Raw genomic sequence first — 20255 nt, 5'->3', positions numbered from 1 at the left:
GCGATGGGCATCCCGGCTTCTGTCACCGCCAGCACGATGGCCTGGTTCTTGGTGGTGTCCATGGGGTGAACGATGTCCCGGCACAGGTGCTGAACGATGTCGTGACACAGCTGATGAACGATGTCCTGGCACACGGGGTGAACGATGTCCTGAAACCAGACACTGCCGGGGCACACTGTCGGGAAGGCCCTGCATCGCCGTGATCACGGTGATGCAGGGCCTTCTTCGTGTCTGCGGCAGATGCCTCCGGGAGCGGGGGTTATAGGCAGAAATGTGTGTATAGCTCGGGCGTGTCAGCGGTTCCTCACCTCTGGGGTTCTCGCCGAGGCTGGCATCTCCGTCGTCGGTGCCCGTGGGGCCCGCTTCCAGAAGGCGCGACGACACGTGGTTCACAGCATCGTGGACCCTGCTGCTTCGACGTCATGTCGTTGATCCGACCTGCAGCTCCACGCCATGTCCGTTCCGCCGGGCGTCATCATCCGATGCGGGTCTCCCGTCGGCGTCGGCGACCCCGTAGAGTGGGGCGCGATCCGTGACGGGGATCACGTCGCTCGACGATGCATCGTCGTCACGGAGGGTGCCGGCCACGGGCCGGTGCCTCCGCGATCATCGAGACCATCACCGGGAGACGCCCCGCATGTCAGAGCACACGACCTATGACCCTGCCGGTGATGGATTCACCGGCACCCTGCCGGCCTTCTTCGCCTGGCTGGAGGAGCACCTCGTCTACAGCAGGGTGCACATCGGCGATCCCCAGCCGGATCCGCTGTACCCCGAGGAGGACGCACCGCGGGTGCGGCGCATCGAGCTGCACTCCGGAGGCGGACCCGACGACGACCTGCTGATCTCCCGAGTGAATCTGCACTCCCTGCTCTCGGTGATGTACTGGTACTCCTCGCATCGCGGCGGTGTGACGGTCTATGAAGTCCCGGTCCAGGAGTTCGACTCCGAGAAGGAGCGCCGCTGGCTCGATGCCTCCACCGATGTGGTCAGCACTCTTCAGCGCGCACGGAACCTGCTGGTCAGCTCCGCCCACGACGACGAGTTCAAAGTCGCGCTCCCGAACGGCGCCCGGGTGCGGTTCTCGGAGCTGGACCGCGAGGGGGACAGCGAGCCTGCCGGCGTCCTCACCGTCGAGGCGATCAGCGACGAGGAGGCCGCGAGCGAGAAGGTCTGACCATCCGCCGGCGCGGCCCCGGCGGCAGCACCGGGGCCGCGCCGTCTCAGCCGGTCGTCGCGGAGACATCTCCCGAGACGGCGGAATCGGAGGCGCCGGCGGCGAGCCGCGCATGGGCGAGCGTCGCCAGTGCCGCGGCGGCCTCGGCGAGCACCGAGTCGTCGAAGATCACCCGCGGCGAGTGGTTGACCTCGCCCGAGGCCTGCGGATCCTCCGGTCCGGCCAGCAGCATGAAGAAGGTCCCCGGAACCTGCTGGAGCACGAAGGCGAAGTCCTCCGAGCCCATCGCCGCGCGGTCCATGGACACCACGCGCTCGGCGCCCAGGGTCTCGCGGAGGACGTCCAGGCATTCGGCGGTGCGCGCGGCGTCGTTGATCGTGGGCGGGTAGAGCACCTCGAAATCGACCTCGGCGCTCATCCCATGGGCGGAGGCGATGCCCTCGGCCAGGCGGGGCAGCTCCTCGCGCAGCTGCTCGACGGCCGCCTCGGAGGTGGTGCGCACTGTGGCCTGCAGCGTCGCTGTGTCCGGGATGATGTTCACCACGCCGGCGTCGGTGCTCAGCTGGGTGACGGACAGGACCACCGGCTCGAAGGCGTCGAAGCGGCGGGCGACCATCGTCTGCAGCGCCTGCACGATCTCGGCCGCGGTCGGCACCGGATCCTGGGCGCGATGCGGCTGGGATCCGTGGCCGCCGCGGCCGCGCACCGTGATGGTCAGCGAGGAGGAGCCGGCCATCGCGGCCCCCGGCCGGGTGGCGACGACGCCGCGCGGCCCCGGGGCGACGTGCAGGGCATAGGCCGCCTCCGGACGCGAGCCGGTCGTGTCCAGCAGCCCCTCGTCGATCATCACCTGGGCGCCGCCGGCGCCCTCCTCGCCGGGCTGGAACATGAAGAGCACGTCCCCGGCGAGCTCGTCGCGGCGGGCGGCCAGCAGACGGGCGGCGCCGACGAGGCCGGCGGTGTGCAGGTCGTGGCCGCAGGCATGCATCGCGCCGTTCTCGGCGGCGAAGTCCAGACCGGTGTCCTCGTCCAGCGGCAGTCCATCCATGTCGCCGCGCAGCAGCACCGTCGGCCCGGGGAGCGCGCCGCGCAGCACGGCGACCACCGAGGTCGCCGCCGCGCCGGTGGTGATCTCCAGGCCGAGACCGTCGAGGGCCTCGAGCACGCGGCGCTGGGTGCGCGGAGTGTCGAGGCCGAGCTCCGGGTCGGCGTGCAGCCGGCGTCGCAGCGCGACCAGCTCGGGCAGCATCTCGCGGGCCTCCGCGGCCAGCTCGCCGTCAGATCGGGTCTCCGCGGCCTCAGGATGTGTCGGTGATGTCGTCATGAACTCTGCTCCGTCCGCTCGTCGGGCCGTCGACGGAGCGCGCGTCTGGAGAGCTCGCCGTCAGGGGACCTCTCGCCCCGCGGCATCAGGCGTGCGCAGCGTCGGCGCAGCGGTCTGACAGGCACAGATGGCCTGATGGCCGCCGCGCCGTATGGTGCCTGACGACTCTGAGGGCTGTGCGAGGAGCATCCGGCCGTTCTCCCGCGCCGCCGGGGATCGGCCCGGCGGGCGGGAGAGCGAGATCACGTCGCGGTCCGGCTCAGTCCGAGGTCGTCCGGACGCCCCAGAGAGCGTCACCGCCCTCGGAGAGCACGCTGAGCGTGACCGCCGGATCGCCGCCGGCGGGATCCACCTGCTCGGCGAAGATGCCGTCGTGCTCGACGCCGTCCAGGGTGATCACCGCGCGGTTCTGCGCCTGGAGCCGCCAGGAGCCGACCGCCTCGCCCGCGGCGTCGACGATCGTCCCGTCGCCGCGGAGCGTCACCGTCCGCGTCGGGGCCGGCTCGGCCGAGATCTCGCGGCTGTGGGCGACCAGCTCGTACTCGCCGGGCACGCCGGGTCGGAGCACCTTCTCCATCGGCTCGCCCGACTCCTGCAGCGGAGCAGCCACCGGCCAGCCGTCCGCGGTCATCTGCATCCGATGGGTGCGGACCTGGTGCCGCTCGCCCTCGCCCGGGAAGCGGGTGTGGAAGATCAGCTCCATCCTCCCGGTCTCCGGGTCGCGGAAAGTGGTGTTGTGGCCGGGGGAGACGTATCCCAGATCCTGCACCGACTGCGGGTCGACGCCCGCGGCGTCCGCGGAGAGCTGGAAGCCGTCCATCACCACGGTGCCGAAGGGCTCGATGGACTCGTCGTCGAAGATCGGCGCGCGCGGATCGGCGGCGACCTCGTCCATCCGGCGCCCGCCGGCGTCGTAGAAAGGGCCGTCCGGCGACGTCGAGCGCGCCACGCGCATGGTGTATCCGCCGTCGGCGCTCAGCCCGCCGAAGGAGGTGAACAGGTAGTAGTAGCCGGTCTCCGGGTCGTGCATCATCGACGGCGCCTCGATGCGGCTGTGGTTCCCGCCCATCAGATGCTTCCCGTATCCCTGGCCGGGCAGCGGCTCGCCGGTCTCCTCGTCGAGCTCCAGGATGAAGATGCCGCCGGAGTAGGAGCCGTAGACCATCCACAGCGTGCCCTCGGCGTCGCGGAATATGTCCGGGTCGACGACGTTCGGGTGGACGGCGGCGTCGTAGGGCGTGCCGTCCTCCGCGGGGCCCTCGCCCTCGCGGTGGCCCGAGCGCAGGATGATGCCCTGGTCCTCGTAGGGGCCGTCGACGTCGTCGGAGACGGCGATGCCCATCGCCGAGCGCGGCGAGGATCCCTCGCAGGCGTTGTAGTACATGGCGTAGCGGCCGTCGGCCAGCTGGAAGACGTCCGGAGCCCAGAGGGTGTCGGTCTCCGCCCAGGCGAAGGTCTCGGCGAGTTCGGTCGTGACGTCGTCGAAGAGCGGATTCTCCGGGGTGGGCAGGTTCGCCTCCTGCTCCCAGGTGATGAAGTCCTCCGTGGAGGCGGCGGACAGATGGGAGCCGAAGACCCAGGTCTCGTCGCCGGCGGCGACCGCCGACGGGTCGTGGACCTCCACGTCGGTGTGCTCGGGGTCATCGGGCATGGCGCCGCCGCCGGGATGGCCGCCCGGCGGGGCGGCGGAGCTCAGCGTCAGGGCGGTCGCCGCGGTCAGCGCGGCGGAGGCTCGGTGCAGCACGGTCGTCCTCCTGCGGGGCGGGGTCGTGGATCCTCCTCAGGGCGCACGCCGGGTTCTACATCGATGTAACGCCCGTGGTGTGAGTCAGGTTACACGACCGGGCGGGAGGTGGCGACGGCACCGTCGCCGCCTCCCGCCCGATGTGTGGACTCTGTGCCGAGGGCGGCCCCGTGCGGAGGGCGGACCCTGCACGGCTCAGCCGGCCAGGACCTCCCGCTCCAGCCGGACGTAGCTGGCCTCCAGTCCGTCGGCCATGCCGGTCTCCAGCGCCTGGTCGCGGATCTCGACGTCGGGGTAGGTGACGTGCAGCGTCACCAGCGTGGCCTCGTCGAGCGGAGTCAGCGTGAGCACGTTCGTCGTCGTCGGCCCGTCGGTGCCGGCCAGCCGCTCGGTGGTCACCTCGCGCACCGGCGGGCGCGCCTCGGTGACCTCTCCGCTGAAGCCGAAGCGCTCGTCGGCGTCGGAGGTCCACTCGTAGTGGTAGGGGCCGAGCTCCTCGGGCAGCTCGCAGCGCGTCAGCGACCACCCGTCGGGGCCCAGCAGCCAGCGGCGCAGCTGATCGGGGTCATGGTGGGCTCGCCAGACCTGCTCGGGGGAACCGGCGACGATCCGCGCCAGGCGCACTGTGCGCTCGGTGAGCGGCTGGACCGTGGTGCCGCGCTCGGCGGCGAAGCGCTCCGTGTCGGCGACGACGGCGTCGATCTGCCCCATCGCCGTCCGGGCGCCCTCCTCCATGCCCATCTCCAGCAGCTGCTCCAGCTCCTCGGTCGAGTTGAAGAAGGTCCGCGCGACCAGCCGCGATCCTGCGGCGGTCTCCTCGAAGCGGTAGACCATGCGCATCGTCGGCAGGTCGTCGCTGCGCGCGCCGTCGGCGTCGCAGAAGCCGTCGACCACGTCGAAGGAGGCCGGCTCCTCCACGGCGAGGTACTCCCAGAAGCCGAAGTGCGTGTCACCCTCAGGTCCGGTCATCGAGTAGAGGGTGAGGCCGCCGGGCGCCATGTCGTGGCGATGGAAGGTCGCCGGATACTCCGGCGGCCCCCAGAATCGCTCGATCTGCCGCGGGTCGCTGTAGGCGTCCCAGAGGCGTCGGCGGCTGACGGGGAACTCGGCGGTGATGGTCAGGGTCAGCTCGTCGGTGTTCTTCTCGACTGCAGTGATGGGCATGATGCGACCTCTCCGGTGGTGATCAGCGCCCGGGCACGTCCCGGGCGGTCGCTCGCAGCTCCTCGGTCTCGGTCTCGTGCTCCGCCTCGCCCTCCGTCTCGTCCTCCGTCAGCAGCGCGTCCAGGCGGGCGATGCGCCCGGCCTCGATCGCGACGAAGCGGTCCAGCAGGCCGCGGACCTCCCGGATCCGCGTCGGCTCGGCGCGGATCAGGCGCTCGCGGCCGCTGGCGTGCTTGCTCACCAGCCCGGCCTCGGCCAGCACGCCGACGTGCTTGCCGACGGCGGTGAAGGACATGGCGTAGGTGTCGGCCAGCCGCGAGATCGACTGCTCGGCGACGAGCGTGCGCCGGACGATGTCGCGCCGCGTGGCGTCGGCGAGGGCGCGGAAGAGCCGGTCGGTCTCGGCGTCGTCGAGCCCGGGTCCGGCCTCCGGGGAAAGAGAAACCATATGGTTGAATGTAGGACGTGCGGGAGGTCACGTCAACAGTCGAGGCGCCGGCCCGTCGGCCGCGTCCCGGCGTCGGGACCTGCGCCCGGACCGTCGGCCGGCCCGGGCGCGGAGTCCGCCGTCGACTGATTACACTGTGCGGGTGACCCCTGAAGAACTCTCCGCCGCAGTGACCGCAGTGCTCGCCGAGGCCGTCGAGGCCGGCGAGCTGTCCGTCGAGCTCCCCGAGACCGTCGTGGTCGAGCGACCCAAGAGCCGCGAGCACGGCGACTGGGCGACCACCGTCGCGCTGCAGCTGGCGAAGCAGGCCGGGATGCCCCCGCGCGAGCTCGCCGAGCTCCTCGCCGCCCGGCTGCGCGAGCGCGACGGCATCGCCGCCGTCGACGTCGCCGGCCCCGGCTTCGTCAACATCACGCTCGACGCCGCGGCCGCCGGCGAGCTGGCCCGCACCATCGTCGAGGCGGGGGAGGCCTTCGGGCAGTCCGAGGCCCTGGCCGGCCGCACGGTGAACCTCGAGTACGTCTCGGCCAACCCGACCGGCCCGCTGCACATCGGCCACACCCGCTGGGCGGCCCTCGGCGACGCCGTCGCCCGGCTGCTGCGCGCCGCCGGGGCCGAGCTGACCACCGAGTACTACATCAACGACGCCGGCAACCAGATGGGCGTCTTCGCCGACTCGGTGATCTCGCGGATGCACGGCGAGGACGTCCCCGAGGGCGGCTACCCCGGCGAGTACGTCGTCGAGCTCGCCGAGGAGGTCGTCGCCGCGCGCCCCGACGTGGTCGAGATGGCCCGCGAGCAGGCGCGGCCGATCGTCCGCGAGCTGGCCTACGAGGCGCAGCTGGGCCGGATCAAGGACACGCTGGAGCGCTTCGGCGTCCACTTCGACGTCTTCTTCTCCGAGCAGAGCCTGCACAGCGAGGGGAAGGTCGCCGCGGCGGTGGACACGCTGCGCGCCCAGGGGCACATCGAGGACCGCGACGGCGCGGTGTGGCTGCGCACCAGCGACTTCGGCGACGACAAGGACCGCGTGCTGTTCAAGGCCGACGGCGACGCCACCTACTTCGCCGCCGACGCCGCCTACTACCTGTCCAAGCGGGAGCGCGGCTTCACCGAGAAGATCTACCTGCTCGGCGCCGACCACCACGGCTACGTCGCCCGGCTGAAGGCCATCGCCGCCTGCGCCGGCGACGACCCCGAGCACCACATCGAGGTGCTCATCGGCCAGCTGATGAGCGTCAAGGGCGCGAAGCTCTCCAAGCGCGCCGGCAACATCATCGAGCTCGACGACCTCATCGACTGGCTCGGCGCCGACGCGCTGCGCTACACCCTGGCGCGCTACCCGGCCGACTCGCCGATCGACGTCGACCCGGACCTGCTGCGCTCGAAGACCAACGACAACCCGGTCTTCTACGTCCAGTACGCCCATGCACGGGCCTGCAACGCCGCGGCCAACGCCGCCGCGGCCGGAGTGGACCGCTCCGGCTTCGACGCCGCGCTGCTGACCCACCAGACCGAGGAGGAGCTGCTCTCCCAGCTGGGTCGCTTCCCCTCGATCGTCGCCTCGGCCGCCGAGCTGCGCGAGCCCCACCGCGTCGCCCGCCATCTGGAGTCGCTGGCCGCGGCCTACCACGGCTGGTACGCCGCCTGCCGGATGGCTCCCAGCGTCGGGCGCGACGGCGTGGCCGATCCGGTGACCGACCTGAACCGCACGCGGCTGTGGCTCAACGACGCCACGGCGCAGGTGCTGCGCAACGGTCTGCACCTGCTCGGCGTCTCGGCCCCGGAGAAGATGTGATGAGCGAGCAGAGCACCGAACAGAGCACCGAACAGAGCACCGCGCAGAACGGCGAGCAGACCGCGCCGCATCCGCTGGCGCCCGACTGGCTGAGTCCGATCACCGACAGCGCCGGCCTCGAGCAGGCCCTGCTGCCCGCCGACGCGCAGCGCGACGACGCCGGTCGGCTGACCATCGGCGGCGTCGACGTCGAGACGCTGGCCGCCGAGCACGGCACACCGCTGTACGTGCTCAGCGAGGCCGACTTCCGCCGTCGCGCCCGGCAGTACCGCGAGTCCTTCGCCGCGGCCTTCGCCCCGCATGCCGAGGTCGACGTCTTCTACGCCGGCAAGGCCTTCCTGAGCACCCACGCCGCGCGCTGGGCCGCCGAGGAAGGGCTGTGCGTGGACACCGCCTCCGGCGGGGAGCTGGCCGTCGCGCTGGCCGCCGGCGTCGACCCGGCGCGCCTCGGGCTGCACGGCAACAACAAGTCCGACGCCGAGATCCTCCGGGCGCTGCGCGCCGGGGTGGGCCGGATCATCGCCGACTCGCTGGAGGAGCTCGAGCGCATCGAGCAGCTCGCCGCCGCCGAGGCGACGACGGCGCCGGTGATGCTGCGGCTGACGCCGGGCGTGCACGCCTCGACGCACGAATACATCGCCACCGCCCACGAGGACCAGAAGTTCGGCCTCTCGCTGACCCCGCCGGACGGCGTGCCGGGGGAGGACGGAACCGCCGACGGCGCCTCCGACAACGCCTCCGGCGACGTCGCCGCGCATCGCGGCTCGGCGGCCTGGACCGCTGTGGAGCGGGCGCTGGCCGGCGAGCACATCGAGCTGCGCGGGCTGCACTGCCACATCGGCTCGCAGATCTTCGAGCCGGAGGGCTTCGAGCTCGCCGCCACCCGGCTGATCGGCCTGCTGGGCGCCGTGCGCGCGGCCCACGGCGTCGAGCTGGCCGAGCTCGACCTCGGCGGCGGCCACGGCATCGCCTACACCGAGGCCGACGCCCCGCGCCACCCGGCGCAGATCGCCGAGGCGCTGGCGGCCACCGTGGTCTCGGCCTGCGCGCGGCACGAGCTGGCGGTCCCGCGGATCTCCATCGAGCCCGGCCGCTCCATCGTCGGCCCCGCGGGGGTGACCCTCTACCGGGTCGGCGTGCAGAAGGACGTCCAGGTCGACCTCGACGACGGCTCCACGGCGGCGCGCCGCTACGTCGCCGTCGACGGCGGGATGAGCGACAACGCCCGCGGGGTGCTCTACGACGCCGACTACTCGGCGGTGCTCGCCGACCGGAAGGTCGTCGGCGAGCATGCGCTGTCTCGCATCGTGGGCAAACACTGCGAATCCGGTGACATCGTCGTGCGCGACGTATACTTGCCGACGACGACGGCGCGGGACGATCTGCTCGCCGTGCCGGCCACCGGTGCCTACTGCCACTCGCTGTCGAGCAACTACAACCTGCTGACCCGTCCCGCCGTGGTCTCCGTGGCCGACGGCCGGTCGCAGGTGCTGATCCGCCGTGAGACGGAGGAGCAGATGCTCGGCCGGGACACCGGGTACTCGTCGTGAACCGTCGTCGGATCCGAACCGGCGTCCGACTCTGACCTGACCGTCCTCGGACCGCACCGTCGAGGCGGCCCGACGCACCGAAGATTGAGGTGACCATGGCCAGCACAGCTGCCCCGCTCACGATCGGCCTGCTGGGGGCGGGCTCCGTCGGCTCCCAGGTGGCGCGGACCCTGGTGGAGGAGCGCGAGCTGATCAGTTCGCGCGTCGGCGCCCCGGTCCGGCTGGCCGGCGTCGCCGTCCGCGACGTCGAGGCCCCGCGCGACTGGCGCATCCCCGGCGAGCTGCTGACCACCGACGCCGAGGCGCTGGTCGACCAGGTCGACGTCGTCGTCGAGCTGCTCGGCGGGCTGGAGCCGGCCGCGTCGCTGATCGAGCGCGCGCTGCGCCGCGGCGCCGGCGTGGTCACCGGCAACAAGGCGCTGCTGGCCACCCGCGGCGCCGAGCTGGCCGCGATCGCCGCCGAGGCCGACGTGCCGCTGCACTACGAGGCCGCCGTCGGCGGGGCGATCCCGATCCTGCGGCCGATCCAGGAGTCGCTCTCCGGCGACCGCATCACCAAGGTGATGGGCATCGTCAACGGCACGACGAACTACATCCTGGACCAGATGGACACCACCGGTGCGGCCTTCGACGACGCGCTGCACGAGGCGCAGCGGCTGGGCTACGCCGAGGCGGACCCGACCGCCGACGTCGAGGGCCACGACGCCGCGGCGAAGGCCGCCATCCTGGGCACGCTGGGCTTCCACGCGCCGTTCACCATCGACGACGTGCACTGCGAGGGCATCACCCAGGTGACCTCCTCGGACATCGAGGCCGCGGCGGCGTCGGGATACGTCATCAAGCTGCTGGCCATCGCCGAGCGCTTCGACGGAGAGGGCGCGGTGCTGCGCGTGCACCCGACTCTGCTGCCGCGCACCCACCCGCTGGCCAGCGTCCGCGGCGCGTTCAACGCCGTCTTCGTCGTCGCCGAGAACGCCGGCGAGCTGATGTTCTACGGCCAGGGCGCCGGCGGGCTGCCGACGTCCTCGGCGGTGCTGGGCGACCTGGTATCGGCCGCGCGCAGCGTGCGGACCGCCGGTGCCCCGGCCGAGCTGTCGGCCACCGACACCACGATGACCGCGCTGCCGATCACCAAGGCGACCACGCGCTACTACGTCGACCTGGAGGTCGCCGACCGCGAAGGCGTGATCGCCGAGATCGCCCGCGTCTTCGCCGACCACCACGTCTCCATCGAGGCGATGCGCCAGCCCGGCAGCGTCTCGGCCGACGGCGAGGTGGACACCGACCAGGACAGCGGGGCGATCGTGCAGATCGTCACCCACCAGGCCCGCGAGAAGGCGCTGGCCGACACGGTGGAGACGCTGAAGGAGAAGGAGGTCGTCCGCGCGGTCAGCTCCGTGCTGCGCGTGGAGATCGACCAGCAGTCCTGAGCCGGCGGGCCGGCCTCGACCGGCCTCGATCGACTGAGACCGGCCCGACTCGCATCGGACGGACCCCGACCGCCCCCGACCGGAGGAGAGCACCAGCCGTGGCGCACCAGTGGCGCGGAGTCATCCGCGAATACGCCGACCGACTGCCCGTCGGCCCCGAGGACCGGATCATCACGCTGGGGGAGGGAGGCACCCCGCTGGTGCCCGCCCCGGCGCTGTCCGAGCTGATCGACGGCGACGTGCGGCTCAAAGTCGAGGGGATGAACCCCACCGGCTCCTTCAAGGACCGCGGGATGACGATGGCGATGACTGCCGCAGTGGCCGACGGCGCCCGGGCAGTGGTCTGCGCCTCCACCGGCAACACCTCGGCCTCGGCGGCGGCCTACGCCGCCCGGGCAGGGTTGACCTGCGCGGTGCTGGTGCCGCGCGGCAACATCGCGATGGGCAAGCTCAGCCAGGCCATCGCCCACGGCGCGGAGATCATCCAGGTCGACGGCAACTTCGACGGCTGCCTCGACGTCGCCCGCAAGCTCGCCGAGGCCTATCCGGTCTTCCTGGTGAACTCGGTCAACCCCTCCCGCATCGAGGGACAGAAGACCGGCGCCTTCGAGGTCGTCGACGCCCTCGGCGACGCCCCGGACTATCACGTGCTGCCGGTGGGCAACGCCGGCAACATCACCGCCTACTGGCGCGGCTATCAGGAGTACGCCCGGCCGTGGAGCCCCGAGGGCGGCGACGACGACGTCGAGCCGCTGGGTCCGCGGGCGACGCGCACCCCGACGATGTGGGGCTTCCAGGCGGCCGGCTCGGCGCCGATCGTCGCCGGGCACCCGATCGACGAGCCGGACACCGTCGCCACGGCGATCCGCATCGGCAACCCGGCCTCCTGGGAGCAGGCCGAAGCGGCCCGCGACGACTCCGGCGGGCTCATCGAGGCCGTCCCCGACGAGGAGATCCTGGCCGCCCACCGCTGGCTCTCGGCCCGGGAGAGCGTCTTCGTCGAGCCGGCCTCCGCCGCCGGCGTCGCCGGTCTGCTGAGGAAGCACGCCGCCGGCGAGGTCCCGTCCGGCAGCAGGGTGGTCATCACGGTGACCGGCCACGGGCTGAAGGACCCGGACTGGGCGGTGAAGAACGCCGCGGAGGCCGGTGCCGAGCCCACTGAGCTGCCGCAGGACGTCGAGACCGTCGCCCGGCACCTGGGCCTGTGACGGAGGCGCCGGTGAGCACCGCATCCAGCCGCGCCGCCTCCTCGCCCGAGCCCGTCTCCGTCGTCGACTCCGCGCCCGATCTCGTCGAGGCGCTGGACGCCCCGTGCTCGATGCGGCTGCGCGTGCCGGCGACCTCGGCGAACCTGGGGCCCGGGTATGACTGCATGGGTCTGGCGCTGGGGCTGCACGACGAGATCGTCGTCGAGGCCGCGCCCCGCGCCGCGGAGGCGGCCGCGGAGGTCCGCGTCGACGTCGACGGCGAGGGCGCCGAGGCGCTGCCCACCGACGCCTCGCATCTGGTGGTCACGCTGATCGAGCGCATCCTCGCCGCCCGCGGGTTCCGGCTGCCGGACCTGACCGTGCGGGCCAGCAATCGGATCCCGCACAGCCGGGGTCTGGGGTCCTCGGCCGCGGCCATCGCCTCGGCGGTGGCCGTCGCCGACCAGCTGCTGCCCGAAGGGCTGGACGCCGACGAGCAGCTGCAGATCGGCGCGCGCATCGAGGGGCACCCCGACAACTATGCTCCGGCGCTGCGCGGCGGACTCGCCGTGTCCTGGCGCGAGGGGGAGACCTTCCGCACCGCGCGGCTGCGGCCGCATCCGCGGCTGCGCACTGTGCTCGCCGTGCCGGCGGCGGAGCAGTCCACGACCGCCGCGCGGGGAGTGCTGCCCGAGCAGATCGCGCATGCCGAGGCTGCGGACAACTCGGCCCGCTCGGCGCTGCTGGTCCATGCGCTGACCGCCGAGCCGGAGCTGCTGCTCCCGGCGACCGAGGACCGGCTGCACCAGCAGCAGCGGCGGGGCGCCTTCCCCGCCTCGATGGCGCTGGTGGACCGGCTCCGCGACGCCGGCCACGCCGCGGTGATCTCCGGAGCGGGGCCGTCGGTGCTGGTGCTGGCCGACGGCGACGAGGCCGCCGAGGCCGCCCGTCGCCGCATCGGCGAGGCGGTCGACGTCGTCGATCCCGCCGCGGCCGGCGCCGAGGGCGGTCGGGACCATGAGGGGGGTCTCGACACATGGCGCTCGCTGATCCTGCCGATCAGTGACGTGGGTGCTACAGTGGAAGCACACCGGCGATGATCACGCCGAGTCCGGAGCCGGCGCCCCTCGCGGGTGCGGCACCCCGGTCCCGGCACCATCCACACGGCAGAGTTCGACGCCGTGCGAACGATCACCGATGTTCCCGCGCGAGTCGCGCACCCTCTGCCGCACAGCGGCGTCGCACGCCCTGCCTCATCGGCAGGACCTGCCTCTCTGCGTCCGGCGTGCCCCTCACAGGACGTGCCCTGTGCACCGGCGAGACGTGCCCGACCCGATCGACGTGCGACGACCATCGGAGCGCTGGAATCACTGATAAGCCGACGGCCATCTGACGAGCCGTTGAAGACACGCCGCAGGGAGTCGACGTCGCGCCGCGTCCGATGAGCGGAGGCACCGCGATCACCCTGCCCGACGAGGGGGAAGGAATCCTTCGTGACAGACACCACCGCTGAGACCACCGAGGCTCAGGGCACCGGAACGCCCGCCGAGGGCGCCGAGAATTCCGCCGATGCGAAGAACGCGGGCCTGGCCGGGCTGAAGATGGCCCAGCTGCAGGCTCTGGCCTCGCAGCTCGGCATCACCGGCGGCTCGCGGATGCGCAAGCAGCAGCTGGTCGACGCCATCTCCTCGCACCAGCGCGGCGGCGCCGTCGCCGAGCGCCAGGAGAAGGCCAAGCAGGCCGAGAAGCAGCAGGCCGAGAAGCAGGCTGAGAAGCAGGCCGACGCCTCGGGCGACGCGGCCCAGGACGGCCAGGGCTCGGAGAGCTCCGAGGGCTCCGACCGGCAGAAGTCCCGTCGCGGCGGCAAGGGCCGCGGCCAGGACCAGAGCCAGAACCAGGACAAGGACCAGTCCCAGGACGGCCAGGAGCAGGCCGACCAGCAGGACGGCGGGTCGGGCGACCAGCAGAGTTCCCGCGGAGGCCGTGGGTCCAAGGGCCAGAACCAGCAGGGCCAGCAGCAGAAGGGCCAGCAGGACGGCCAGAAGGGCCAGGACCAGCAGGGCCAGAAGGGCCAGCAGGACGGTCAGAAGGGCGGCAACAAGCACCGCCGCAATCGTGGCCGGGGCGACGACCAGAACGACGGCGGCCAGCAGAAGAACGACGGCGGCGGCCAGCAGAACCAGCAGAACCAGCAGGGCCAGAAGGGCGACGGCGGTCGCGGCGGCCGGAACGGCGGCGGCCAGAACAACGGCCAGAACAACGGTCAGAACAGCGGCCAGAACAACGCGCCGAAGAACGGTCCGAAGAACGACGGCGGCGGTCGCGGCAACGACGACGACGGACGCCGCAGCCGGCGCAACCGCAACCGCAACGACCGCGGGAACCGGCGCAAGGGCCGGAGCAACCCGGAGGTCGACGACACCGAGCTGACCGACGACGACGTCCTGCTGCCGGTCGCCGGCATCCTGGACGTGCTGGACAACTACGCCTTCGTCCGCACCTCCGGCTACCTGCCGGGTCAGAACGACGTCTACGTCTCGCTGAACCAGGTCAAGCGGCATCACCTGCGCAAGGGCGACGCCGTCCACGGCTACATCCGTGCCCCGCGCGACGGGGAGAGCAACTCCGGCAAGAACAAGAAGTTCAACCCGCTGGTGAAGCTGGAGTCGGTCAACGGCCGTCCGGCCGACCAGAACGACGGTCGCGTGGACTTCGGCAAGCTGGTGCCGCTCTACCCGCAGGAGCGCCTGCGGCTGGAGAACGACCCCAAGGAGGTCGGCAACCGCGTCATCGACCTCGTCTCGCCGATCGGCAAGGGTCAGCGCGGCCTCATCGTCTCGCCGCCCAAGGCCGGCAAGACGCTGATCCTGCAGGCGCTGGCTCAGGCCATCAAGGCGAACAACCCCGAGGTGCACCTGATGATGGTGCTCGTCGACGAGCGGCCCGAAGAGGTCACCGACATGCAGCGGACCGTCGACGGCGAGGTCATCGCCTCGACGTTCGACCGTCCGGCCGACGACCACACCACTGTCGCGGAGCTGGCCATCGAGCGGGCCAAGCGCCTGGTCGAGATGGGCAAGGACGTCGTCGTGCTGCTCGACTCGATGACCCGACTGGGCCGGGCCTACAACACCGCCGCGCCGGCCTCGGGCCGGATCCTCTCCGGCGGCGTCGACGCCAATGCGCTGTACCCGCCGAAGCGGTTCTTCGGCGCGGCGCGCAACATCGAGAACGGCGGGTCGCTGACGATCCTGGCCACTGCGCTGGTCGAGACCGGCTCGCGCATGGACGAGGTCATCTTCGAGGAGTTCAAGGGCACCGGCAACATGGAGCTGCGCCTGTCGCGGCACCTGGCCGACCGGCGCATCTTCCCGGCGGTGGACGTCAACGCGTCCTCCACCCGCCGCGAGGAGAACCTGCTCTCGCCCGAGGAGATCAAGATCATGTGGAAGCTGCGCCGGGTCCTCTCCGGACTGGAGCAGCAGCAGGGCCTGGAGCTGCTCATCAACAAGCTCAAGGAGACGAAGTCCAACGCGGAGTTCCTCCTGCTGGCCAACAAGACGACCCTCGGCGACAAGAAGGACTAGCGCCGCAGGTCCGCCTCGGCCCGGGACGCCTCGTGCGTCCCGGGCCGAAGCCGTCCCGCGTCCCGCCTCCCGTCCCTCCCGTCGAAGAAGGTCCCCGCCATGTCCAGTCCCGACGCCTCGCTGACCGAGAGCATGCTCGCCTCCGCCGACGCGCTGCTGGCCGAGCATGCCGAGCTGCAGGAGCGCCTCGCCGATCCCGACGTCCACGCCGACCAGGCGCTGGCCCGTCGGCTGGGGCGCCGCTACGCCCGGCTGAACGGCGTCGTCGAGGCGCACCGTCGCTGGTCCCGGGCGGAGGAGGATCTCGCCGCCGCGCGCGAGCTCGCCGGCGAGGATCCGGAGTTCGCCGAGGAGGCCGAGCGGCTGGCCGTCGAGCACGAGCAGGCCGCCGACCGGCTGCTGCGCATGCTGATCCCGCGCGACGAGAACGACGCCCGCGACGTCATCGTCGAGATCAAGGGCGGCGCCGGCGGCGACGAGGCCGCGCTCTTCGCCGGCGACCTGCTGCGGATGTACACCCGCTATGCGGAGTCCAAGGGGTGGAAGACCGAGGTGCTCTCCTCGACGCCGTCGGACCTGGGCGGGGTGAAGGACGTCCAGCTCTCGGTCCGCTCGTCGACGAACGATCCGGCACAGGGCGTCCACGCCCATCTGAAGTACGAGGGCGGGGTCCATCGCGTCCAGCGCGTCCCGGAGACCGAGTCCCAGGGGAGGATCCACACCTCGGCCGCGGCCGTGCTGGCGATGCCGGAGGTCGACGAGCCCGAGGAGATCGAGCTCCACCCGAACGATCTCAAGATCGACGTCTACCGCTCCTCGGGGCCGGGCGGTCAGTCGGTCAACACCACGGACTCGGCGGTGCGGATCACTCATCTGCCCACCGGGATCGTGGTGGCGATGCAGAACGAGAAGTCCCAGCTGCAGAACCGCGACGCGGCCATGCGCGTGCTGCGCTCCCGGCTGCTCGCCCACCAGCAGGAGGAGATCGACGCCGAGAACGCCGCCGCGCGCGCCTCGCAGGTGCGCACGATGGACCGTTCCGAACGGATCCGGACCTACAACTTCCCGGAGAACCGGATCGTCGATCACCGGACCGGGTACAAGGCCTACAACCTCGACACGGTGATGGGCGGCGACCTGGAGGCCGTCGTGCAGTCCTGCATCCAGCTCGACGAGCAGGAGCGGCTCGCCGCGCTGGCGGATGCGGTGGGCGGGCCCGCAGGGCAGTCCGGAGCCGAGTCGAGGGACTCGTGAGCGAGGGCGTGTCAGGTCTCGGGCCCGATCTCGAGGAGGTGATGCGTGCTGCGGTCGCGCGGCTGACCGAGGCCGAGGTGCCCTCGCCGCGGGCGGATGCCGAGCTGCTGGCCGCCCACGTCCTCGGCGTCTCGCGCGGACGGGCCGCGGCCCTGGCGCTGAGCGGCGCCCGGCTCGAGGACGCCGCGGCCGAGCGATTCGAGCTGCTGGTCGCCGAGCGGGCCCGCCGACTGCCGCTGCAGCACCTCACCGGCCTCGCCCCGTTCCGCGACCTGCAGCTGCGGGTCGGCCCGGGGGTCTTCGTCCCGCGGCCGGAGACCGAACAGGTCGCCCAGATCGCCCTGGACCGCCTGCACCGTCTCGCCGGGGAGCAGGGGGAGCAGGGGGAGCACGGGGAGCACAGGGGGGCCGACGGCGCCGGGCTGCGCGTGCTCGACCTGGGGACCGGATCCGGAGCGCTGGCCGCGGCCGTGGCCGCCGAGCTGCCCGGCGCCGAGGTCCACGCCGTCGAGGTCTCCGCCGAGGCGGCGGCCTGGGCCGCGCTGAATCTCGAGCCGCTCGGGGTGCATCTGCACTGCGCCGACCTCCGTGACCTGCCGGAGGGCTGGGCGGAGACGTTCGACGTCGTCGTCTCCAATCCGCCCTATATCCCGGCCTCGATGGTTCCGGTCGAGGTCGAGGTCCGCGAGCATGATCCCGAGGTCGCCCTCTACGGAGGGGGCGAGGACGGGCTGTCGCTGCCGCACCAGGTCGTCGAGGTCGCGGCGATGCTGCTGCGCGAGGACGGGTGGTTCATCATGGAGCACGCCGAGGAGCAGGCCGAGCCGCTGGCCGCCCGCTGCGCGGCGCATCCCCGGCTGACGGCGGTGCGCACCCACCAGGATCTGACCGGCCGCGATCGGGCGACCAGCGCCGCGCGGCGGTCCTCGATGTCCGAGAACACCACCACGACCATGGAAGAATGACGCGCGTGAGCCATATCGTCGACTGTCTCGATCCCGACGCCCGTTCCGCCGGCCTCGCCGCGGCCCACGAGGCCGTGCAGCGCGGCGAATGCGTCGTGCTGCCGACCGACACCGTCTACGGCATCGGCGTGGACGCCTTCTCGCCGCAGGCGGTGAGCATCCTGCTGGCCGCCAAGGGGCGCAACCGCACGATGCCGCCGCCGGTGCTGATCGGCTCGGCGGCGGTGATGGACGCGCTGGCCGACGAGGTCCCCGAGGCCGCCCGGCGCCTGGCCGAGGCCTTCTGGCCCGGCGCGCTGACCCTCATCCTGCCGGCGCAGCCGTCGCTGGCCTGGGACCTGGGCGAGACCCGCGGCACCGTCGCGCTGCGCATGCCCGCCGACGACCTCGCCCTGGACCTGCTGGGACAGGTGGGGCCGATGGCCGTCTCCTCGGCCAATCGCACCTCGCTGCCCGCGGCGACGACGGCGGCCGAGGCCGAGCAGATGCTCGGCGAGGCGGTCAGCGTCTACCTCGACGACGGCGAGCGGAGCACCACGCGCCCCTCGACCATCGTCGACTGCACGCTCGCGACCCCGCAGATCGTCCGCGAGGGGGCGGTGAGCCCGGCCGAGCTGCAGGCGGTCGTCGGCGAGGTCCGCGGCCCGCAGACCGACGACGAAGGCTGAGCGCCGCGACGTCGCCGCATGATCTACTTCCTCATCGTCCTCACCGTCTCGGCGGTGGTGACCTATGCCCTCACCCCGCCGGTCCGCCGCATCGCGCTGCATCTGGGCGTCTTCACGCCGGTGCGCACGCGCGACATGCACCGCGGGCGGATGCCGCGCTGGGGCGGGGCGGCGATGTTCGTCGGGATGGTGGTCGGGCTCGCCGCGGCCTCGGCGATCCCGTACCTCAGCGGGATCTTCGCCGATCTCACCCCGGTCCGCGGAGTCTTCCTGGCGATGATCATCATCCTGGTGGTGGGCCTGGCCGACGACGCCTGGGACATCCATTGGGCGGTGAAGCTGCTGGGGCAGATCGCCTCGGGGGTGGTGCTCGTCGCCCACGGCATGCGGCTGGAGGTCATGCCGGTCGGCTGGCTGGGGGTCGGCGACGCCCCGGTGCAGGCGGGTCTGACGGTCTTCCTGGTGGTGCTGACCATCAATGCCTTCAACTTCATCGACGGCCTGGACGGGCTGGCCGCCGGCGTCGCGGCGCTCGGCGGCGGCGCCTTCTTCATCTACAGCTATCTGCTGACGCTGTCGATCAACGAGTTCGACGCCTCGAACCTGGTCACGCTGCTGATGGCGGTGCTGGTCGGCGCCTGCCTGGGCTTCCTGCCGCACAACTTCCACCCGGCCCGGATCATCATGGGCGACACCGGCGCGATGCTGCTGGGCCTGGTGATGGCGGCCGGCGCCGTGGCGGTGACCTCCGACGTCGGCCAGCTCGCCGAAGGCTTCCGGTTCCGCAACATCCCGGCCTACATGCCGGTGCTGCTGCCGCTGGCGGTGATCCTGCTGCCGGTGCTCGACCTCGCGCTGGCCGTCGTCCGCCGCACCGCCCGCGGCGCCTCGCCGTTCAGCCCGGACCGCGGGCATCTGCACCACAAGCTCATCGACGAGGGCTATTCGCATCCCCAGGCCGTGCTGCTGCTGCACCTGTGGTCGGGGCTCTTCGCCTTCGGCGCGGTGTCCTTCAACTTCCTGCCGTGGTGGCTGGTCAGCGCGGCGATGCTCCTCTCGCTGGGCCTGGCCAGCGTGCTGACGCTGGGGCCGTGGCTGCAGCGGCGCGCGCGGCGGACGAACCGCGAGGCCGCCCTCGCCGGTCTGCGGCGGCGCCGGCGCGGGGCGGCGCGCGCCGACGTGGCCGATCTCGACGACCTCGACGCTCCGGAGGAGGACCGATGACCCCGACGTCGGACGCGGGACGCCGCCGCGCGGTGGTGCGCGGCACCGGCTGGCGGCCGGTGCTGGTCGCCGCCGTCGTCGCCGGCACGGCGATCACCGGGCTCGCGGCGCTGCTGGGGCTGCTGGTCGCCGGGGGAGAGGCCGCGCTCAGCGCTCTGGCCGGAGGGGCGGCGGTGCTGGTGCTCTCCGCGACGAGTCTGGCGCTCATCGACCTCGCCGAGCGGCGGATCCCGCGACTGACGGTGCCGCTGTTCCTCGTCGCCTTCGTCATCAAAGTCATCGGTCTGGTGCTGCTGGCCCAGCAGGCCGCGGCCCCGGACTGGGTCCGCCCGGGGTGGGCCGCCGTCACCGCCGCCGTGGTCGTCGTCGGCTGGCAGGCCGCCGAGATCCGCGCGTTCCTGGGGATGCGCGTCACCGTCGATCCGGCGTCGGACTGAGCGCGGCCCCGCCGCCCGGGGCGCCGCCGTCGACGGGCGACGTGCGGCGCGGCTCCGGCCGACGCCGAGCTTTCTACAGCATGTAGTACAGTTGGTCCCGCGTTTCCGGCGCGGTCGCTGCGTGACCCCCGTCATTTGATAGGCTGACCGATGACCGCGCCACGGCGATGGATGCTTCTCGGTCCACCGCACGACGACGATCAGTCCTGACAGGCAGAGCTCGACGCTGTGTGCAGGCATGCTCACGTGCGTGCACCGGAGGAGATCCCGCACTGCGCACCAGACCACCGCGAGACGG

General features: G+C 72.3%; 16 protein-coding genes. 12 read left to right on the top strand and 4 right to left on the bottom strand.

The annotated features are described in order from the left end of the window. The first annotated feature begins 637 nt into the window (after positions 1-637). Positions 638-1177: a hypothetical protein gene (locus ABD652_RS13110; protein ID WP_344722093.1), complete on the top strand. Its 540-nt coding sequence runs from the start codon at positions 638-640 to the stop codon at positions 1175-1177. Positions 1178-1223: 46 nt separating this feature from the next. On the opposite strand, the gene ABD652_RS13105 is transcribed toward ABD652_RS13110, so the two are convergent. The 4 genes from ABD652_RS13105 to ABD652_RS13090 all read right to left on the bottom strand — a co-directional run bounded on the left by ABD652_RS13105 (position 1224) and on the right by ABD652_RS13090 (position 5857). After that, positions 1224-2501, bottom strand: coding sequence for a M20 metallopeptidase family protein (locus ABD652_RS13105; RefSeq protein ID WP_425574589.1), 1278 nt, complete (start codon positions 2499-2501; stop codon positions 1224-1226). Between the two features lie 259 nt (positions 2502-2760). Then, positions 2761-4245 carry a glycoside hydrolase family 43 protein gene (locus tag ABD652_RS13100; RefSeq protein WP_344722091.1) on the bottom strand — a complete coding sequence of 495 codons (1485 nt, stop codon included), beginning with the start codon at positions 4243-4245 and terminating at the stop codon, positions 2761-2763. A 195-nt stretch (positions 4246-4440) separates the two neighbouring features. Continuing rightward, complete coding sequence (locus tag ABD652_RS13095; protein WP_344722089.1) at positions 4441-5409, bottom strand: SRPBCC family protein; 969 nt, start codon at positions 5407-5409, stop codon at positions 4441-4443. A 22-nt stretch (positions 5410-5431) separates the two neighbouring features. After that, positions 5432-5857 carry an ArsR/SmtB family transcription factor gene (locus ABD652_RS13090; RefSeq protein ID WP_344722087.1) on the bottom strand — a complete coding sequence of 142 codons (426 nt, stop codon included), beginning with the start codon at positions 5855-5857 and terminating at the stop codon, positions 5432-5434. 142 nt (positions 5858-5999) lie between these two features. Between ABD652_RS13090 and argS the strand changes: the two genes are divergently transcribed. The 11 genes from argS to ABD652_RS13035 all read left to right on the top strand — a co-directional run bounded on the left by argS (position 6000) and on the right by ABD652_RS13035 (position 19957). Beyond that, on the top strand, positions 6000-7655 hold the full coding sequence (gene argS / locus ABD652_RS13085; protein WP_344722085.1) for an arginine--tRNA ligase: 1656 nt from the start codon (positions 6000-6002) through the stop codon (positions 7653-7655). Continuing rightward, positions 7655-9205, top strand: a complete 1551-nt coding sequence (locus tag ABD652_RS13080; RefSeq protein ID WP_344722083.1) for a diaminopimelate decarboxylase family protein — start codon at positions 7655-7657, stop codon at positions 9203-9205. Before argS ends, ABD652_RS13080 begins: the two co-directional genes overlap by 1 nt. A 95-nt stretch (positions 9206-9300) precedes the next feature. Continuing rightward, the gene (locus ABD652_RS13075) at positions 9301-10635 is read left to right on the top strand and encodes a homoserine dehydrogenase (RefSeq protein WP_344722081.1); all 1335 of its coding nucleotides are present in this window, start codon (positions 9301-9303) and stop codon (positions 10633-10635) included. A 98-nt stretch (positions 10636-10733) separates the two neighbouring features. Next, complete coding sequence (gene thrC / locus ABD652_RS13070) at positions 10734-11843, top strand: threonine synthase (protein WP_344722079.1); 1110 nt, start codon at positions 10734-10736, stop codon at positions 11841-11843. Positions 11844-11854: 11 nt separating this feature from the next. Continuing rightward, positions 11855-12922, top strand: a complete 1068-nt coding sequence (gene thrB, locus ABD652_RS13065) for a homoserine kinase (protein ID WP_344722077.1) — start codon at positions 11855-11857, stop codon at positions 12920-12922. Positions 12923-13315: 393 nt separating this feature from the next. Continuing rightward, positions 13316-15409 carry a transcription termination factor Rho gene (gene rho / locus ABD652_RS13060; protein WP_425574588.1) on the top strand — a complete coding sequence of 698 codons (2094 nt, stop codon included), beginning with the start codon at positions 13316-13318 and terminating at the stop codon, positions 15407-15409. Positions 15410-15541: 132 nt separating this feature from the next. Further along, positions 15542-16663: a peptide chain release factor 1 gene (gene prfA / locus ABD652_RS13055; RefSeq protein WP_425574591.1), complete on the top strand. Its 1122-nt coding sequence runs from the start codon at positions 15542-15544 to the stop codon at positions 16661-16663. Positions 16664-16704: 41 nt separating this feature from the next. After that, positions 16705-17628 carry a peptide chain release factor N(5)-glutamine methyltransferase gene (prmC, locus tag ABD652_RS13050; protein WP_344722073.1) on the top strand — a complete coding sequence of 308 codons (924 nt, stop codon included), beginning with the start codon at positions 16705-16707 and terminating at the stop codon, positions 17626-17628. Then, the gene (locus ABD652_RS13045; protein ID WP_344722071.1) at positions 17625-18296 is read left to right on the top strand and encodes an L-threonylcarbamoyladenylate synthase; all 672 of its coding nucleotides are present in this window, start codon (positions 17625-17627) and stop codon (positions 18294-18296) included. The genes prmC and ABD652_RS13045 overlap by 4 nt, the downstream gene beginning before the upstream one ends. A gap of 18 nt (positions 18297-18314) precedes the next feature. After that, positions 18315-19520, top strand: coding sequence for an MraY family glycosyltransferase (locus ABD652_RS13040; protein ID WP_344722069.1), 1206 nt, complete (start codon positions 18315-18317; stop codon positions 19518-19520). Continuing rightward, the gene (locus ABD652_RS13035; protein ID WP_344722067.1) at positions 19517-19957 is read left to right on the top strand and encodes a hypothetical protein; all 441 of its coding nucleotides are present in this window, start codon (positions 19517-19519) and stop codon (positions 19955-19957) included. The genes ABD652_RS13040 and ABD652_RS13035 overlap by 4 nt, the downstream gene beginning before the upstream one ends. Positions 19958-20255: the final 298 nt, after the last annotated feature.

It is taken from the genome of Nesterenkonia halobia (assembly GCF_039536005.1).
In the GTDB taxonomy this organism is placed as follows: Bacteria; Actinomycetota; Actinomycetes; order Actinomycetales; family Micrococcaceae; genus Nesterenkonia; species Nesterenkonia halobia.
The sequence above is the reverse complement of the archived record's forward strand: the minus strand, read 5'-3'. Positions and strand labels throughout refer to the sequence as shown.

Coding starts and splice junctions, on each gene's coding strand:
- ABD652_RS13080 (WP_344722083.1), top strand. CDS start 7,655: ATGAGCGAGCAGAGCACCGAACAGAGCACCGAACAGAGCACCGCGCAG.
- prmC (WP_344722073.1), top strand. CDS start 16,705: ATGCGTGCTGCGGTCGCGCGGCTGACCGAGGCCGAGGTGCCCTCGCCG.
- ABD652_RS13035 (WP_344722067.1), top strand. CDS start 19,517: ATGACCCCGACGTCGGACGCGGGACGCCGCCGCGCGGTGGTGCGCGGC.
- ABD652_RS13040 (WP_344722069.1), top strand. CDS start 18,315: ATGATCTACTTCCTCATCGTCCTCACCGTCTCGGCGGTGGTGACCTAT.
- ABD652_RS13075 (WP_344722081.1), top strand. CDS start 9,301: ATGGCCAGCACAGCTGCCCCGCTCACGATCGGCCTGCTGGGGGCGGGC.
- ABD652_RS13095 (WP_344722089.1), bottom strand. CDS start 5,409: ATGCCCATCACTGCAGTCGAGAAGAACACCGACGAGCTGACCCTGACC.
- ABD652_RS13110 (WP_344722093.1), top strand. CDS start 638: ATGTCAGAGCACACGACCTATGACCCTGCCGGTGATGGATTCACCGGC.
- ABD652_RS13045 (WP_344722071.1), top strand. CDS start 17,625: ATGACGCGCGTGAGCCATATCGTCGACTGTCTCGATCCCGACGCCCGT.
- ABD652_RS13090 (WP_344722087.1), bottom strand. CDS start 5,857: ATGGTTTCTCTTTCCCCGGAGGCCGGACCCGGGCTCGACGACGCCGAG.
- ABD652_RS13105 (WP_425574589.1), bottom strand. CDS start 2,501: ATGACGACATCACCGACACATCCTGAGGCCGCGGAGACCCGATCTGAC.
- prfA (WP_425574591.1), top strand. CDS start 15,542: ATGCTCGCCTCCGCCGACGCGCTGCTGGCCGAGCATGCCGAGCTGCAG.